This window comes from Paracoccus angustae (assembly GCF_042648745.1).
In the GTDB taxonomy this organism is placed as follows: Bacteria; Pseudomonadota; Alphaproteobacteria; order Rhodobacterales; family Rhodobacteraceae; genus Paracoccus; species Paracoccus angustae.
In genome coordinates, this window is sequence record NZ_JBHRXY010000005.1 from 16,119 (window position 1) to 31,475 (window position 15,357).

The 15,357-nt window shown below is 64.0% G+C and carries 18 protein-coding genes; 13 read left to right on the top strand and 5 right to left on the bottom strand.

What is annotated here, in order from left to right; translation table 11 throughout:
* Positions 1-3: 3 nt before the first annotated feature.
* From ACFOM8_RS08395 to ACFOM8_RS08425, 7 genes are all read left to right on the top strand, one after another.
* Positions 4-294, top strand: a complete 291-nt coding sequence (locus tag ACFOM8_RS08395) for a hypothetical protein (protein ID WP_377761024.1) — start codon at positions 4-6, stop codon at positions 292-294.
* Positions 291-1,703, top strand: coding sequence for a DEAD/DEAH box helicase (locus tag ACFOM8_RS08400; RefSeq protein ID WP_377761025.1), 1,413 nt, complete (start codon positions 291-293; stop codon positions 1,701-1,703). Before ACFOM8_RS08395 ends, ACFOM8_RS08400 begins: the two co-directional genes overlap by 4 nt.
* Positions 1,607-3,112 (top strand): recombinase zinc beta ribbon domain-containing protein, encoded by a 1,506-nt coding sequence (locus ACFOM8_RS08405; protein WP_377761026.1) that lies wholly within the window; start codon positions 1,607-1,609, stop codon positions 3,110-3,112. Before ACFOM8_RS08400 ends, ACFOM8_RS08405 begins: the two co-directional genes overlap by 97 nt.
* The gene (locus tag ACFOM8_RS08410; protein ID WP_155043630.1) at positions 3,109-3,255 is read left to right on the top strand and encodes a hypothetical protein; all 147 of its coding nucleotides are present in this window, start codon (positions 3,109-3,111) and stop codon (positions 3,253-3,255) included. Before ACFOM8_RS08405 ends, ACFOM8_RS08410 begins: the two co-directional genes overlap by 4 nt.
* Complete coding sequence (locus ACFOM8_RS08415) at positions 3,248-4,606, top strand: tyrosine-type recombinase/integrase (protein ID WP_080620466.1); 1,359 nt, start codon at positions 3,248-3,250, stop codon at positions 4,604-4,606. The genes ACFOM8_RS08410 and ACFOM8_RS08415 overlap by 8 nt, the downstream gene beginning before the upstream one ends.
* Positions 4,607-4,746: 140 nt before the next feature.
* Positions 4,747-5,358 carry a DUF433 domain-containing protein gene (locus tag ACFOM8_RS08420; RefSeq protein WP_377761027.1) on the top strand — a complete coding sequence of 204 codons (612 nt, stop codon included), beginning with the start codon at positions 4,747-4,749 and terminating at the stop codon, positions 5,356-5,358.
* Complete coding sequence (locus ACFOM8_RS08425) at positions 5,355-5,561, top strand: DUF5615 family PIN-like protein (protein WP_089389002.1); 207 nt, start codon at positions 5,355-5,357, stop codon at positions 5,559-5,561. The genes ACFOM8_RS08420 and ACFOM8_RS08425 overlap by 4 nt, the downstream gene beginning before the upstream one ends.
* Here ACFOM8_RS08425 and tnpC read toward each other — a convergent pair.
* From tnpC to tnpA, 3 genes are read right to left on the bottom strand one after another with little or no spacing between them, the layout of a single operon-like run.
* The gene (gene tnpC, locus ACFOM8_RS08430; RefSeq protein WP_035746780.1) at positions 5,510-7,009 is read right to left on the bottom strand and encodes an IS66 family transposase; all 1,500 of its coding nucleotides are present in this window, start codon (positions 7,007-7,009) and stop codon (positions 5,510-5,512) included. The genes ACFOM8_RS08425 and tnpC overlap by 52 nt on opposite strands.
* A gap of 58 nt (positions 7,010-7,067) precedes the next feature.
* Positions 7,068-7,415, bottom strand: coding sequence for an IS66 family insertion sequence element accessory protein TnpB (gene tnpB / locus ACFOM8_RS08435; protein ID WP_035746778.1), 348 nt, complete (start codon positions 7,413-7,415; stop codon positions 7,068-7,070).
* Positions 7,412-7,771, bottom strand: coding sequence for an IS66-like element accessory protein TnpA (tnpA, locus tag ACFOM8_RS08440; RefSeq protein WP_226341152.1), 360 nt, complete (start codon positions 7,769-7,771; stop codon positions 7,412-7,414). Before tnpA ends, tnpB begins: the two co-directional genes overlap by 4 nt.
* A gap of 113 nt (positions 7,772-7,884) precedes the next feature.
* Here tnpA and ACFOM8_RS08445 point away from each other — a divergent pair, with 113 nt between their 5' ends.
* Positions 7,885-8,160, top strand: coding sequence for a hypothetical protein (locus ACFOM8_RS08445; protein ID WP_205963182.1), 276 nt, complete (start codon positions 7,885-7,887; stop codon positions 8,158-8,160).
* Positions 8,161-8,171: 11 nt separating this feature from the next.
* On the opposite strand, the gene ACFOM8_RS08450 is transcribed toward ACFOM8_RS08445, so the two are convergent.
* Positions 8,172-9,485, bottom strand: coding sequence for an MFS transporter (locus tag ACFOM8_RS08450; protein WP_080620471.1), 1,314 nt, complete (start codon positions 9,483-9,485; stop codon positions 8,172-8,174).
* Positions 9,485-9,766, bottom strand: coding sequence for a metal-sensing transcriptional repressor (locus ACFOM8_RS08455; protein WP_080622743.1), 282 nt, complete (start codon positions 9,764-9,766; stop codon positions 9,485-9,487). Before ACFOM8_RS08455 ends, ACFOM8_RS08450 begins: the two co-directional genes overlap by 1 nt.
* Before the next feature lie 279 nt (positions 9,767-10,045).
* Between ACFOM8_RS08455 and ACFOM8_RS08460 the strand changes: the two genes are divergently transcribed.
* The 5 genes from ACFOM8_RS08460 to ACFOM8_RS08480 all read left to right on the top strand — a co-directional run bounded on the left by ACFOM8_RS08460 (position 10,046) and on the right by ACFOM8_RS08480 (position 15,348).
* Positions 10,046-10,513, top strand: a complete 468-nt coding sequence (locus ACFOM8_RS08460; RefSeq protein ID WP_080622744.1) for an AAA family ATPase — start codon at positions 10,046-10,048, stop codon at positions 10,511-10,513.
* 101 nt (positions 10,514-10,614) lie between these two features.
* Positions 10,615-11,568 (top strand): ArdC family protein, encoded by a 954-nt coding sequence (locus ACFOM8_RS08465; RefSeq protein WP_080620472.1) that lies wholly within the window; start codon positions 10,615-10,617, stop codon positions 11,566-11,568.
* Positions 11,565-12,515: a hypothetical protein gene (locus ACFOM8_RS08470; RefSeq protein WP_230382924.1), complete on the top strand. Its 951-nt coding sequence runs from the start codon at positions 11,565-11,567 to the stop codon at positions 12,513-12,515. Before ACFOM8_RS08465 ends, ACFOM8_RS08470 begins: the two co-directional genes overlap by 4 nt.
* 155 nt (positions 12,516-12,670) lie before the next feature.
* A complete protein-coding gene (locus ACFOM8_RS08475; protein ID WP_080620473.1) occupies positions 12,671-13,057 on the top strand; it encodes a hypothetical protein in 387 nt (128 codons plus the stop codon).
* Positions 13,058-13,194: 137 nt separating this feature from the next.
* The gene (locus tag ACFOM8_RS08480; RefSeq protein WP_080622746.1) at positions 13,195-15,348 is read left to right on the top strand and encodes a ParB/RepB/Spo0J family partition protein; all 2,154 of its coding nucleotides are present in this window, start codon (positions 13,195-13,197) and stop codon (positions 15,346-15,348) included.
* The last annotated feature ends 9 nt before the right edge of the window (positions 15,349-15,357 follow it).

Below are 15,357 nucleotides of genomic sequence, written 5' to 3' on the forward strand. Positions count from 1 at the left end.
GGGATGATCGGGCAGGGCCGTCCCGCTGTGCCTGATCGCGGTCGGTTTGCCGATCTCGCGCCTGAGTTCCGCCACAAGCCAAAAGGACGCAGCCGAACCCGACCCGATGCGGCGTATCGAACGGCGCGGACCGAAGTTGAACTGCGCCTGTTCGCTGAGCCAGAACTGAACGACCGAGACATCGTTTTGAAGATGTTGGCCCTGACGCTGGACGGCCTGGATTGGGCCAACGACAGCTTCAGCCACGGCCGAAAGATCGCCAGGCGCTCGACCGCGCAGCGGCAGGGCGCGTGAAGATCATGGAGAAAACGGACCGGCTCGATGCGCGGGACGTGGAAACCAATCTCTGCGTCATGCTGCTGATGCTGCAATCCGCGAACCGCGAGACGCAGGATTCCTTGAAAATGTTTCAGGACCGGGGCGACGTGCACGGCTTCTTCCCGCCTGAAGGCGAACAACAGGCTCATCAGGCGGCCATAGACCGCACCCCGAACCTTTCCGCCTATACGGGCATGTTCCCGATGGTGAAGGATTCCCTCGGAAACGCCCTTCGGATCATCCGGCCCGTGGTCGTGATGGATGAAGGCCACCGCGCCATTTCCGATCTCGCCTTCGGCACGCTCTACGGGTTCAACCCCTGTTTCGTGCTGGAACTGACGGCCACGCCGCAGGATGTGCAGCCGCGCGGAGGCCGCAATCCCCGCGAAGGCCGCTATGCCAATGTGCTGGTGGAAGTGACGGGGCGCGAGCTGGACCGCGAGGGCATGATAAAGATGCCGCTCAACCTCGACCCCCGGCAGGGCAATGACTGGAAAGCAACGCTGAACGCGGCGCTTGCAAAGCTCAACGCGCTCGATGTTGAAGCCCGAAAACTGCAAGCAAATACGGGCCGCTATATTCGCCCGATCATGCTGGTCCAGGTCGAGCGCACAGGCGTGGATCAGCGCGAAAGCGGCCATATCCACGCCGAGGACGTGAACGAATGGCTCTTGACGGCAGGTTTCGATCAGGCGGAAATCGCGATCAAAACCGCGCAGCAGAACGATCTCAACGATCCGGAAAATCAAGACCTTTTGTCGCCCACCAACCGGGTGCGGGCGATCATCACGAAACAGGCGCTGCAAGAGGGCTGGGATTGCCCATTTGCCTACGTGCTGTGCAGCCTTGCGGCCAGCGCCAACCTAAAAGCCATGACTCAGCTTGTCGGCCGTATTCTTCGGCAGCCCGGCGGGCTCAAGACAGGCGTTGAAGCGCTCGATGAGTGCCACGTCATCACGCATCACGCGGGTACTGCTACGGTCGTCGATGCCATTAAAGACGGCCTCGAACGGGACGGCCTTGGCGATCTCGTCTTGCGCGTGACACAGGACGACAAGAGCGTGATGGGCAAAACTGCCCGCGCCATCCAGCGCCGCCCGGCTTTCGCCTCCACGGAAATCTACCTGCCCAAGGTGATGGTGGTGGAAAGCGGCGACGCGCGCGAGCTGAGCGGTGGAACAGCTTTGTCGATCAAGTCATCGATACCTGCCCCGGCATCTCTCCGGAACAGATTGATCAAGTGGCTGGCATTCTTGCTAATTTGGAGGCGTCGTCGTCCCGATACAGCTTGCTGGCGCGACTGCATGGCCTTCAACCAGGCGAGCTGGACCAGTTGGACGGCATTCTCGCAGATTGGAGCGTCGCGACCGCTAAGCTGGCGCTAGATGAAATCCAGAATCGACTGAAGCTGATCGGCGAACTGCACGAAAAGCTTCGCGATGAACGCGCCGATGAAGTCCGCGAGCTTCAGCCTCTCATTGAGCGGAGTCTATGGGTATTCGGTCCTGAGTTCGAAAGCATCGAGTTTACGTCCAATCGCGGCATGTCGGAGGTTATCAGACGGTTGCTTGGCGGAACCGCACAGGGCAGCCTGAACCGGCCCGACTTCGTTATTCTACCCGATGGCAGTGTAGGACTGTTTGCCCGCCCTGCGTTCGATGAGCAGCACGAAGTTATTGGCGTGGAGCACTTGATTGTTGTCGAGTTGAAGCGGCCCGGCATTCCTATCGGCATGGATCAGAAGAACCAAGCATGGAAGTATGTCGTTGAATTGCAGACTCACGGATTAATTGACGATTCTACGCGTGTGACCTGTTTTGTCCTGGGATCGCGACTAACACCGCGTGAAGGCGTCCGCGAGGAAGGGCGGACCAAGATTATCCCCATGGCGTATGAAACATTTATCCGACGTGCCGAAACTCGGATGCTTAATCTGTATGCACGGCTTTCCGAGGCACCGTTCCTGCGACAAGCTGGCTTGGATGTCTCCAGCGGCCCGACGCTGCTGACTGGCATTTGCTTCTGCGCCAAATGCGGGGGCGCGATGACGCTGCGCACCGGCCAAGGCAGCACGGGAGCGACTTACCGCTATTACACCTGCTCGACCAAGGCGCGGCAGGGCAAGACCGGTTGCAAGGGCCGCACGATCCCGATGGACAAGCTGGACCATCTTGTCGCCGATCATATCGGGGATCGCCTTCTCCAGCCCAAACGGCTGGAAACTGTCCTCGCCAGCGTCATCGACCGGCGGCAGGAGCGAGCCGAGCGCCGCCGCGAGTATCTTGCCGAGCTGAACCGGCGAATCACGGACGCCGACCAGCGGCTCGGCCGGCTCTTTGACGCTATCGAAGCCGGCATGGTGGATAAGGACGACGCGATGGCGAAAGAGCGGATGGCGAGCCTAAAGGCTTTGCGGGATCAAGCTGCCGCCGACGCGGAACGCACACAGCTCGCGCTCGACAGTTCAGGCAATCAGGGCATCAGCCCTGACATGCTCAAGGGGTTTGCCCTTAAGGCCCGTGAACGCATACGCCTCGACGATGGCGGCTACCGCCGCGACCATCTGCGCGCACTGGCGCAGCGTGTCGAGGTCGCCGACGACGAGGTTCGCATCATGGGATCGAAGTCGGAACTGCTGCGAACGCTGGTCGCCGGTTCAAGCGTAGAAACGGCGGCGTTCGGCGTTCATAGTTCTGTTCTGAAATGGCGCACCCGAAGGGATTCGAACCCCTGGCCTCTGCCTTCGGAGGGATTACGACTAGCTCCGTCGATTACCGAAAGGGGCACGCCATGATGCGCTATGTTACTGTAAATAAAAAGGAATTTGATTTCCTTCGCCGACAAGCCTATCCTTCTGTTCGCCACGGTTTTCGCCCTGCTGCTTACGTGGTGCTTACGCGGGTTTTCGGGCATGTGACGGAGGAAGTCCATGGCTAAACTTACAAAACGCGTCGTCGATGCGGCGGAAAGCCGTCGCAGTGATTACGTGATCTGGGACGATGAGCTACCCGGTTTCGGGCTTCGTGTCTTCACATCAGGCAAGCGCAGCTATGTGATCCAGTATCGCCAGGGAGGACGGTCGCGGCGCTACACCATCGGCCTGCATGGTATCTGGACGCCAGAACTGGCCCGCCAGGAGGCCAAGGTCCAACTTGGCAGGATCGCGCGCGGCGAAGACCCGGCCGAGGAAAAGCAGCTCGATCGCAAGTCCATGTCGGTCAAGGAACTCTGCACTCTTTATCTGAATGACATGAACGCCGGTCTCATCATGGGGAAAGGCGGCCGTCCAAAGAAGCACAGCACGATTGTGACCGATACCGGGCGGATCAACCGGCACATCATCCCGCTCTTGGGCAGTCGGCGGGTGCGTGACTTGACCAAATCCGACGTCAACAAGCTCCTCAAAGACGTCATGGCGGGTAAAACTCGGATTTCGGTCAAGACCGATAAGCTTAGAGGCAGGGCCATTGTCCGCGGCGGTCCTGGGACTGCCGCTCGAACCGTCAGCCTTCTCGGCGGTATTCTTACCTATGCCGTCGATGCTGGGATCATCGAGCGGAACCCGGCGCATGGCATCAAGAAACCGAAGGATAACGTCCGCAAGCGTCGGCTGTCCGAGGCGGAGTATCGCCTACTTGGTGTCTTGCTGCGCAAAGCAGCGCAGAACGAGAATTATGCCATGACCGTCGAGATCATCCGCCAGATCACCATGACGGGTTGCCGCCGATCGGAAATGATCGGGCTAAGCTGGAGCGAAGTTGACGCCCAAGCCAGTTGCCTGCGCCTTGAAGACAGCAAGGAAGGCTATTCCATTCGGCCCATCGGGCTGCCTGTCGTGGAGTATCTGGAAGAGCGCGCCAAGTCGCGTATCGGCACTTATGTGTTTCCCGGCCGTGATGAGGACAGAGCGTTCGGCAGCTTCCCCAATCACTGGAAGAAGATCTTCACGGACTCCCCGCTTGCCGATGTCACTCCCCACGTTCTTCGCCATAGCTTCGCGAGCATAGCGAATGATCTCGGGTTCACGGAGATCACCATCGCCGCTCTCGTCGGTCACGCCAAGGGGTCTGTCACGAGCAATTACATCCACACCGTCGACACGGCCCTCATCATGGCGGCCGACACGATTGCTGGCTACATTCAGGGCCTGCTCGATGGCATCGAGTTCAAGCAGACCGCCTACGCGCTGGATCGGGACTCCCGGAAGACGTCGCTCGCGCGCTTCCTTCAGAAGGCAGCAGGCAACGACGACAGAACCGCCGACGTGGCGCAGCCTCTGGCGGCTTGAGGATGGCGGAAACGGCTGGCGGATCGTGGGTCAGCCTTGAAATTGGGGCGCCTCCAATATATATTCCGACACATCGGAAGATTTATTGGTTGGAGGCGTCCATGCCCGCGACTGAAATGCTGAAGGCCACGGAGGCGGCCGTGGTCGCCCGCGTCAGCCTGCGCGATGTCAATCGCGTCATCGACGAGCGCATCCTGCCCGAAACGCTGGTCTCGGTCGAAAACGGACGTTTCGTGCTAGGGGCCGCCTGCACCCTGATCGCCTTCTATTTCGAGAGCGCCAAACGGCTGACCTCGGAGGAACGCCTGTTCGCCATCCGCTCCGCCGAGCCACGGTTGCGGCGCTGGAACCGCGCAGCCACCGAGGCCATGCTGAAAGCCGACTGGACCGTTCGCCACGACTTCCTGACCATCGACCTTCTGCCCTTCTTCGAGCGTTCCGTCGCACGGCTGGAACGGCTGGACGCCGCGCGCGAGGTGGTCACCATCTCCGATGACATCATGGGCGGCACCCCGGTCATCAGCGGCACGCGCGTTCCGGTTCACGACGTCGCGGCCGCATTGGCGGCGGGCGTCCCCGCCAAGGAGATCCTTGAGGATTATCCGTCTCTGACCGAGGACAGGCTGGAATTGGCCGCGCTCTATGCGGAGGCCAACCCCCTTCGCGGACGGCCGAAGCCGCTCATCGCCAGACTGCCCGAAGGTGCGCGCATCCTCTCGGATCATCGCGTGCCGCGCAGGCGAGCCGGATGAAGTTCCTGATCGACGAATGCCTCAGCCCGAAGCTGACCGAGCTGGCTCACCAGAGGGGGCATGGGGAATCGTCCCATGTCGTCTGGCTGGGCCGCTCGGGCGCGAAGGACTGGGATCTCATCCCCCTCATCGTAACCGTCCGGCGTGACCGCTATCCGTTCCAGCGCCACGGCATCAGGTCATCGACCTTGGTGATCTTGTAGTCGGGAATGCGGGCGAGAGTGTCAGCGAGCCAGGCGTGGGGATCGACGGCGTTGAGCTTGGCCGTTTCGATCAGGGTGTAGGCGATGGCAGCGGCGTTGCCGCCCGCCTCGGAGCCGACGAAGAGGTAGTTCTTCCGCCCGAGGGCGATGGCGCGCATGCCGCGTTCGGCGGTGTTGTTGTCCAACTCCAGGATGCCGTGGTCGAGGTAGGGGCGCAGGCGGTCCATTCGGGTCAGGGCATAGCGGATGGCGGCCGCGAGCGGGGATTTGCCCGAGATTTCCGTCAGTCTCATGGCCAGCCATCGCTGCAGATCGTCGAAGACCGGGGCGGCGTGAGCTTTGCGGAGTTCCGTGCGGCGGTCTGGCGGCGACCCTCGGGCTTCTTTCTCGACGGCGTAGAGCTGTGCGATCCGGCCGATGGCCTCTCCGGCGATCGGGGAGCCCTGCGACCGATGGATATCGACGAACTTTCGCCGGACATGGGCCATGCAGGCGACCTCGCGGATGGTGCCGGAGCGGTAGAGATCCTCGAACCCGGCATAACCGTCGGCGTGCATCCAGCCGCGGAAGCGGGCGAGGTGGTCCTTGGGATGCTGGCCCTTGCGGTCACCGGAGAAGCGATACCATGCCGCCGGTGGGGCCTGCCCGCCCCAAGGGCGTTCGTCGCGCGCATAGGTCCAGAGCCGGGCGGTCTGGGTCTTGCCGGTGCCGGGCGCCAGCATGCTGATCGGCGTGTCGTCGGCGAAGATCGCCTCGGCTGAGAAGACATGGCGCCCGATGGCGTCGGCCAGCGGCTCCAACAGGGCCGTGCTCTTGCCCACCCAGTCGGCCAGGGTGGACCGGTCCAGGTCGAGACCTTCGCGCTCGAAGATCTGGCTCTGGCGGTAGAGCGGAAGGTGGTCGGCATACTTGCTCACCAAGACATGGGCGAGGAGGCCCGGCCCCGGGCGACCGCGCTCGATCGGGCGCGAGGGCAGTGGGGACTGCACGAAGCGTTCACAGCACGAGCAGGTCAGCCGAGGGCGGACAAGCCGGTTCACGATGAACCGCCCGGGAACGTATTCCAGCTCTTCCGTCACATCTTCCCCGATCCGGCGCAGGCGCCCGCCGCAATCGGCACAGGCATCTGTGCTCGGTGTCAGCTCCACCTCCATTCGCGGGATGTGGTCCGGGATCGGACGACGCTTGGGTTTGTCCTTCTCCTCGATGTCCGGCAGCTTCATCCGCGCGGTCATCGCGGCGGCGGCGATCTCGCTGGTCTCAAGGGCCAGCTGCAACTGTTCCGCCGTCTCGGACGACGCACCAAACCGGTGCGCCCGGTGCCCGGCCAGCTGATGCCGGAGCTTCTCGATCAGGATCGCCTGGGCCTTCACCTCGGCCAGAAGCCGCGCGGTGAAGCTGCGCAGCTCCTCGGGGTCTTCCGGCAATGTCAGGGCCTGGGTGAGCATGCGGAAAGTTTATCCCACTGTATTACTTGTGGGAATCACTGATTGCAGGCGCCGTGGACTATCCCGCCGCCAGAGGCCGCCACGTCCGTTCCGGTGCCCGCCAGTCGATGCCTTCCAGCAGCATCGACAGTTGCGCAGGCGACAAAGCCACCTTGCCCTCCTTGGCCGAGGGCCAGACGAACCGACCCTTCTCCAGCCGCTTCATGAACATGCACGCGCCTTGGCCATCCCACCAGATCACCTTCACCAGATCGCCCCGACGGCCACGGAAGACGAACAGATGCCCGGCGAACGGGTCCTGCTTCAGCACCGCCTCGGCCTGCGCCGCCAGTGCCGTGAACCCCTTGCGCATGTCGGTGGCGCCCGCCGCCAGCCAGACCCGCGTGTTCGCCGGAACCGGGATCACGCCGTCACGCCCCGGATCAGCCGCGCCAGAGCCTCGGGATCATAGCTCCCGCTGATGCGCATCCGGTGCCCGCCCGCCAATTCGATCTCGATGTGGTTGTGGGCGGCAGGTGTTGCCCGGGCAGACCTGGTCTCCGCGACAATCTCCACAGGCAGAAAGCGCGCCTCCTCTGACGGGGGAAGAGCCGAGGCGGGGTCCGGCGCGTAACGGCGATCGCGCAGCCACTTGAAGATCAAGTTCGCATTCACCGCGTAGCGCCGCGCCACCTGGGCGACCGATACCCCCGGCGCCGCCGTCTGGAAGCAGATCGACCGCTTCTCCTCATCCGTCCAAAGCCGCTTCGTCCGACGCGCCACGTCATCACCACAGTGTCCACTATCAATGGTGGACACTATCCCGCACTCTCACACCGCGGCAGAGCGGTTAGACCGGACGGTTACCCCTCATCATCGAGGACGACTGGACCTTCGTGACCCGCAATTCCGTCGATTTCCGGGGCGCAGCCTCGCGCCCCGGCGAGAAAGGGCAATATGCCCGTGTCGATCTGCATGCCGGCCTGGTCTGCCTCAATGGCCCCGAGGGTATGACGCGAGCCCTCCAGTTGGAGTTGTTCGAGCAAGCCCTGCTCGAACTTGACGCCGATCCAGACCTTGTGAACCAGGTGCTTGAAGTCACGCTGGAGGACGATGACCATCTGCGTGTTATCCGATATGCGCTCCCCTCGGAGCCGGACCAGAGAACCTGACGGGAGCGCGATCAGCGCTCACGCGGCCAAGCCGCGTGCATGTCGTCGATCACATAGGCATGGGCATGGCGTCGACCATGCCCAGCTTCTGCGAGATGCGGATGGTCGGCCGACAGATCGGCATGACCGTGTTCAAGCACCTCTGGATCGTCGGCAGGCCAGACGGCGAAGCCGATGCCGATCGCGACAGCGGCCAGCGCGGCCAGAATGATCGCCGTCATCGGCAGGCCGAGCGTCGCGCCGGCCCACCCGGCAAGCGGATAGGCGATCAGCCAGCAGGCATGGGAAAGCGCGAACTGCGCGGCGAACAGCGCCGGCCGGTCTTCGGGATTGGCCGAGCGCCGGAGCAGCCGGCCGGATGGCGTCTGTGCCGTGGAATAGCCGACACCGAGCAGGAACCACAGCGGCAACAGCCAGCCGTAGCCCGGCAGCGCCGCCGCCGCCAGTGTTCCCACCGCCAGCAGCGATGCGCCACCGAGCATCGCCGTTCGATCTGGAATCGAGTCCAGCAGCTTCGGCAGCGCAAGCGCCGCGACCATCGAGCCGCCACCGAACGCCGCGAGGGCCAGGGCCATCGCCTGGTTGTCGAGGCCATAGACAGCCTGCACGTAAACGACCGTATTCACGATCACCAGCGCGCCCGCCGAGGCGACTGCGAGGTTGATCGCCAGCAGCCCGCGCAGGCGCGGCGTCGCCAGATAGATGCGGATGCCGCGCGTCGTGCGGTCGTAGATACCACGAGGTTTCGACGGTTTCGGACTCGGCAGGACGACCGAGATCACCAGAGCCGCCGAGACGAGGAAGCCGATCACCGTGCCGGCGAATAGGCTATGGAACGAGATGAAGGCGAGAAGTGCCGCCGCCAGCATCGGACTGACGACGCTTTCCAGATCGTAGGCCAGCCGGGAGAGCGACAGCGCGCGCGTGTATTCCTTCTCGTCCGGCAGGATGTCGGGGATCGTCGCCTGGAAGGTCGGCGTGAAGGCGGCCGAGGCCGATTGCAGCACGAAGATCAGAACATAGACCTGCCAAATCTCGGTGACGAAAGGCAGGAAAACGGCAACGGCGGCGCGGACGAGATCGAGCGCCACCAGCATGGCGCGCCGCGGCACACGCTCGGCGAATGCCGATGCGACCGGCGCGACACCGACATAGGCGATCATCTTGATGGCGAGCGCGGTCCCCAGCACCGCGCCGGCCTCCGCCCCCGCCAGTTCGAAAGCCAGCAGGCCCAGCGCCACCGTCGCAAGGCCGGTTCCCACCAGTGCGATGACCTGTGCCAGAAAGAGGTGGCGATAGGTCCGGTTTTCGAGGATCGCCAACATCACAGATACTTCGCTATTTCCTTGAACTCGTCGATCGACTGCCGCCGATCACGCCCGAGCGGCCCGACCACTTCTTCGAGGCAATGGTCGAGGTGATCCTGAATCAGTGTCTTCTTGGCCTGGGCGATAGCCTTCTCGACGGCATGGAGCTGCTGGGCGATGTCGAGGCACGGCCGCCCGCCCTCGATCATCTCGATGACGCCGCGAAGATGACCATCGGCGCGCTTCAGCCGCTTGACGATCTCCGGGTGGGATTGGTGAGTTTGGGATGGCTTGGTCATCGTCATATCCTATCCCCCTGTAGGGGATATACCAAGATGGTCGAACGTCGAAAGCAGGTTGCTCGTTTGGCTATAGCGGCAGGTGAAGTCAGGTATTGCTTACTTGCACTTCTACGCTTTTGCGGTTGTCGGTTCTTGCGGGGGAAAGCCTTCCCCCTGGCCGGCACTGCGTTGCCGGCACACCCCCTTCTGCGGGGAGACCCCGCAACGCCCCCTGGGTAGGTCTCAGCCGGACTCAGTGATGTGGTGGACGCGCTCGCCTCGCGATACACTGTCCCAATGCCTATACTTCATCTCATCTGTGGGCTTCCCGGCTCGGGCAAGACCACATTGGCACGGCAGCTTGAGAATCAGGGAAAGGGGCTTCGCCTCTCTCCCGATGAATGGATGTCCACGCTCGGATTCCAGCTCTACGACGAGGGCGGCCGCGCGCGTGTCGAGCAGTTGCAATGGCGTCTGGCCCAACGCCTTCTGGCCGCCGGAAACGACGTCATTCTGGAGAACGGCTTCTGGTCAAGAGAGGAGCGCGATTCCTACCGGGCGGTTGCGCAGTCGCTCGGCTGCGAGACCCGGCTTCACTATCTCGACGTCCCCGTCGAGGAGTTGCAGCGTCGGATCATCGCCCGCAACCGCGATGCGCCTGCCGATGCGGCTGTCGATCCGAACGATCTTCTCGCTTGGTCGAAGATGTTCGAACCGCCGACCACGGACGAACTTGCGGTTGGGCACGGCACCGCGCCGCCGTGATCGGCGGCAGCGCCGCTTTAGAGTGAGAGTGCAGACGGGGTTTGCCGTGACGGGTTGAGGGCTGGAGAAGAGGTCTCCGGCGCCCGTCGCGGAGAACCGCGATGTCCAGATACGACCATACCCCCCGTTCCGGCGCGGATCGGGCGAACCTTTACGACGAGATCACCGACAAGATCATCGCCGAGCTTGAGGCCGGGCGCTTTCCTTGGGTCCAGCCCTGGGGCAAGGCCACGGCCCAGGCCCCGCTCGGCCTGCCGCAGAACGCCAGCACCGGCCGCGCCTATAGCGGCATCAATATCCTCATCCTGTGGGGCGCCGTCGTCCAGCACGGCTTCCCCGGACAGGGCTGGCTCACCTTCCGCCAGGCGCTTTCGCTCGGCGGCAATGTCCGCAAGGGCGAGTGCGGCACAACCGTCGTCTATGCCGATCGCTTCACGCCCGAGGACGAGAAGCGGCGGGCGCGAGAGACCGGCGAGGAACCGGGGAAGATCCCGTTCCTGAAGCGGTTCACGGTGTTCAACACCGCGCAGTGCGAGGGCCTGCCCGAGGACATTGCCGTGGCCATGCCGCCTCCGCCATCCGGACTGGTCGAGCCGAGGGTCGAGGCGCTCATCAAGGCGACCGGCATCGACTTCCGCATCGGCGGCGACCGCGCCTACTACGTCCCGGCCCTCGACCATGTGGTCGTTCCGCCGCCGCAAGCCTATTTCGAGCCGATCAACTGGCACCGGACGGCCCTGCATGAGCTGGGTCATGCGACAGGCCATGCGTCCCGGCTGAACCGCGATTTTTCCGGTTCCTTCGGCACCAGGAAATACGCTTTCGAGGAGCTGGTGGCGGAAATCTCGGCCGCCTTCTGCTGTGCCTCCCTCGGCATTGTGCCGACCGTCCGCCATGCGGATTACATCGCCTCCTGGCTCGAAGTGCTGCGCGAGGACAACCGGGCCGTCGTCCGCGCTGCCTCGCAGGCGAGCAAAGCGGCCGACTGGATTTTGTCCTTCCTGCCAGATGCGGACGGGCTCGGTGCGGCCGACGATGAGCGGGAGGCAGCATGATGAACGCGCTCGCCTTTCCCGGCTCGATCCCCGATCCTGCGCAGGCGGCCGAGATCCGCCTGCGTGTCCTCAGCCTCGGCGCCGGCGTCCAGTCGACCACGCTCGCCCTCATGGCTGCCCATGGCGAGATCGGCCCGATGCCGGATTGCGCGATCTTCGCGGACACCGGCTGGGAGCCGAACGCGGTCTATGAGCATCTTGCCTGGCTGGGATCGCCGAATGTCCTGCCATTCCCCATCCATATCGTCTCGGCCGGGGATATCCGCGCCGATCTGCTCACCGGCGCACGCGGCGAGCGGTGGGCCTCGATCCCCGCCTTCACACGCACGGTCGCGCCCGCTGGGACTGAACTACCCGTCTATGATGAAGACGAGAACGGCGAACCCGTCATTGTCGGTTCCCGCGTCCTGGCAGGTGAGCGGATCAGCATTGGCATGATCCGCCGCCAATGCACCAAGGACTACAAGATCACCCCAATCCGGCGGAAGGTGCGCGAACTCCTTGGCATTGCGGGGCGCCGCTCGCCCGGATCGCCAGTCGCCGAGCAATGGATCGGGATTTCTCTCGACGAGGCGTTGCGCATGAAGCCCTCGTTTGAGGACTGGCAGGTCAACCGCTGGCCCCTGATCGAACGGGGCATGACCCGCCAGGACTGCCTGCGCTGGCTGGAGCGGCATGGCTATCCTCTCCCGCCCAAGAGCGCCTGCATCGGCTGCCCGTTCCATTCCAATGCCTATTGGCGGCATATGCGTGACCACGATCCCGAAGGGTGGACCGATGCCGTGTCGGTCGATGCCGCCATCCGCACGGGCTTCCGGGGCATTCGCGGCGAGGTCTATCTTCACCGTTCCGCCGTCCCGCTCGATCTGGCCGATCTTTCGACAGCCGCCGATCATGGCCAGCTCGACCTCTGGCCGAACGAATGCGAGGGCATGTGCGGGGTGTGACTGCTGAAACTCGCCGATGCACATAGCCGGATTTCCGGCTTTGCGATTTTCCGGCTCGCAGCGCCGCCCTTCTGGAGACAGAGGGCGGCGCTTTGGGTCGTGGCGGGTTGGGTGCCGGGAGAGAGGCTCCCGGCGGCCCGCCACGGAGAACGCAGATGCCTGCTATTCAGTCACCCACGCCCCTGAAAACCTTCCTCATCTGCCATGGCGCCGAGAACGAGTTCTGGCTGTGCAAGGCCGCGGACCGGAATCATGCCGTCGAGCAGTTTGAAGCCGCCGCGACGGACGGCGACATCAACGAGGTATTCGAGTGCGTCCCCGCCATGAACCGCTACTTCGTCCGCCAGCGGCGGGCGATGTGGGTCTGCTTCGTCCAGGAGGTCGAAGCAGAGGATGAGGATGCCGCGGTCGATGCCTTCTACCAAGGGTTCGATCCGCAGCACTTCTTCATAGAGGGCGCCCTTCAACACGCTGATCATGGCCCCGCCACGGTCTTCGACCGGCGGGAATACCCGAACGCGAATGTTGCCGAGGCCGACTGACGAGCTGTTCCAAAGCTGAATAGCCCGTGTCCTTGCGACAGCGCTGCCCTCTTAGAGTAAGAGGGCGGCGCTTCGCTTCGTGACGGGTTGGAGGTCGAGAGAGAGGCTCACGACCGCCCGTCGCGGAGATGACCACCATGGCCCGAGCTGCCAAGAAAAAGAAGCCCGCCCTTCAGATGATCGAGTTCTCGCGGGCGCGCGATATTCCGTTCAACCGCATCCGACTGTCGGATAGCAACGTCCGCGAGATCGACGTGGAGGCCGGCCTGGACGACCTGACCCATGACATCGACCGGCGGGAAGATCTCGTGCAAGGTCTCAATGTCCGCGCCGTATTCGACGAGGACGGCAATGAGACCGGCGATTTCGAGACACCCGCAGGCGGCCGCCGCTACAGGTCCATCGCGCGCCTTGTGGAAGCCGGTCGCTTCCCGGCCGAAGGGCTTGTGCCTTGCATCGTCAAGAAGGCCGACGCCAAGACCTCGGCCGTCGACGACTCGCTGGCCGAGAACCTGCTGCGCCTCGCCCTGCATCCGCTCGACCAGTTCAAGGCGTTCAAGCGGATGTTCGACATGGGCATGTCGAAGGAGGAGATCGCCGACGCCTGGCGGACCACGCCGCGCTACATCATGCAGCGTCTGCGCCTCGCCACCGTCGCGCCGACACTACACGATGCCTATGCGCGCAACGAGATGACGCTGGCGATGCTGGAAGCCTTCACCGTCAACCCCGACCACGAGCGCCAGCATCAGGTCTGGGAGCGCATCAGCACGTCGTGGCAGAAGGAGCCCTGGCAGATCCGCAATATGCTGACCGAGACCACGGTTCCGGCCGCCGATAAGCGCGCCCGCTTTATCGGCGTCGAAGCCTATGAGACAGCGGGCGGCCCGGTGCTGCGCGACCTCTTCTCCGAGGAAAACGGCGGCTGGTTGCAGGACGTCACGCTCCTCGACCGCCTGGTCGACGAGAAGCTGCGCGCCATTGCCGACGAGATCGCCGGTCAAGGCTGGAAGTGGATCGACGCGGCGGTCGAGCTGCCCTACGGCCACACCAACGGCCTGCGCAAGCTGGCCGGTGTGACCCAGGAACTGACCGAAGAGGAGCGCGCCACGCGCGAGGCGCTGCGCGACGAGTATGACGAACTCGAAGCCAAGTATGCCGAAGCCGACGACCTCCCCGATGAGGCCGATCAGCGTCTCGGGGAGATCGAGGCCGAGCTGGAAGCCTTCGAGAACCGGCCCGTCACCTTCGCGCCGGAAGACATCGCCCGTGCCGGTGTTTTCGTCAGTATCGGCCGCGAGGGCGAGTTGATCGTCAGCAGCGGCTACGTCCGCCGCGAGGATGAGCAACCCGAGACGGTCGATGGCGAGGATGCCGGAGAGGGCGCGGACCCGTCCGACCCTGATGCCGTGCAGCGCGCCGTCATCACTGTCGGCGGCGAGCCGGTCCCGGACGCCGACGAGGAAGAGGACGATGCTGTCAAACCGCTGCCCGAGCGGCTGGTGACGGACCTGACCGCATGGCGGACGCTGGCGCTGCGCAATGCGCTCGCCGAGAATCCGCACGTCGCCATGACGGCCCTGCTGCACAAGCTGGTTCTCGATACCTTCGAGCGCACGTCCACCTCGGGAACGAGCCTTTATGCCGCCGTGCGTCACATCTATCTCCCGGCCGATGCGACCGGGCTCGCGGACAGTGCCGCCGCGAAGATGATCGACGAACGCGCGGACGCCTGGCGGGGCGACATTCCCTCCGGTGATGACGACAGGCTCTGGGGCTGGATCGACGGCCTCGACGATGCCAGCCGCCTGGCGCTGCTCGCCCATTGCGTCAGCTTCGGCGTCAACGCGCTCTATGAGCGGCCGAACCCCTATTCGGGGAATGGCATCTCGCAGCACGGTCTCGACCGCCGCATGGCCGAGGCCGAACGGCTGGCGCAGGCCACCGGCCTCGATCTTGTCGAAGCCGGCTGGAAACCCACGGTCGAGAACTACCTCGGCCGCGTGACCAAGACTCGCATCCTCGAAGCGGTGCGTGAAGGCGCCGGCGATCGCGCGGCCGATCTCATCGCGCATCTCAAGAAGGGCGACATGGCGAAGGAGGCCGAGCGGCTTCTGGCCGATACCGGCTGGCTGCCGGAGCCGCTGCGCCCCACCGTGGACGCGCAGGCCGTGGATGGCTCAGCCGATCAGGACGAGAATGGCATGGCGTTGCCCGATTTCCTCGCCGGTGACGATGAGAACGCGGCCGATGCCGCCGACGATCCGGTGGCCTTGGTCGCCGCCGAGTGACGCGCACCA

Coding starts and splice junctions, on each gene's coding strand:
- ACFOM8_RS08395 (WP_377761024.1), top strand. CDS start 4: ATGATCGGGCAGGGCCGTCCCGCTGTGCCTGATCGCGGTCGGTTTGCC.
- ACFOM8_RS08410 (WP_155043630.1), top strand. CDS start 3,109: ATGATGCGCTATGTTACTGTAAATAAAAAGGAATTTGATTTCCTTCGC.
- ACFOM8_RS08415 (WP_080620466.1), top strand. CDS start 3,248: ATGGCTAAACTTACAAAACGCGTCGTCGATGCGGCGGAAAGCCGTCGC.
- ACFOM8_RS08425 (WP_089389002.1), top strand. CDS start 5,355: ATGAAGTTCCTGATCGACGAATGCCTCAGCCCGAAGCTGACCGAGCTG.
- tnpC (WP_035746780.1), bottom strand. CDS start 7,009: ATGCTCACCCAGGCCCTGACATTGCCGGAAGACCCCGAGGAGCTGCGC.
- ACFOM8_RS08450 (WP_080620471.1), bottom strand. CDS start 9,485: ATGTTGGCGATCCTCGAAAACCGGACCTATCGCCACCTCTTTCTGGCA.
- ACFOM8_RS08455 (WP_080622743.1), bottom strand. CDS start 9,766: ATGACCAAGCCATCCCAAACTCACCAATCCCACCCGGAGATCGTCAAG.
- ACFOM8_RS08460 (WP_080622744.1), top strand. CDS start 10,046: ATGCCTATACTTCATCTCATCTGTGGGCTTCCCGGCTCGGGCAAGACC.
- ACFOM8_RS08465 (WP_080620472.1), top strand. CDS start 10,615: ATGTCCAGATACGACCATACCCCCCGTTCCGGCGCGGATCGGGCGAAC.
- ACFOM8_RS08470 (WP_230382924.1), top strand. CDS start 11,565: ATGATGAACGCGCTCGCCTTTCCCGGCTCGATCCCCGATCCTGCGCAG.
- ACFOM8_RS08475 (WP_080620473.1), top strand. CDS start 12,671: ATGCCTGCTATTCAGTCACCCACGCCCCTGAAAACCTTCCTCATCTGC.
- ACFOM8_RS08480 (WP_080622746.1), top strand. CDS start 13,195: ATGGCCCGAGCTGCCAAGAAAAAGAAGCCCGCCCTTCAGATGATCGAG.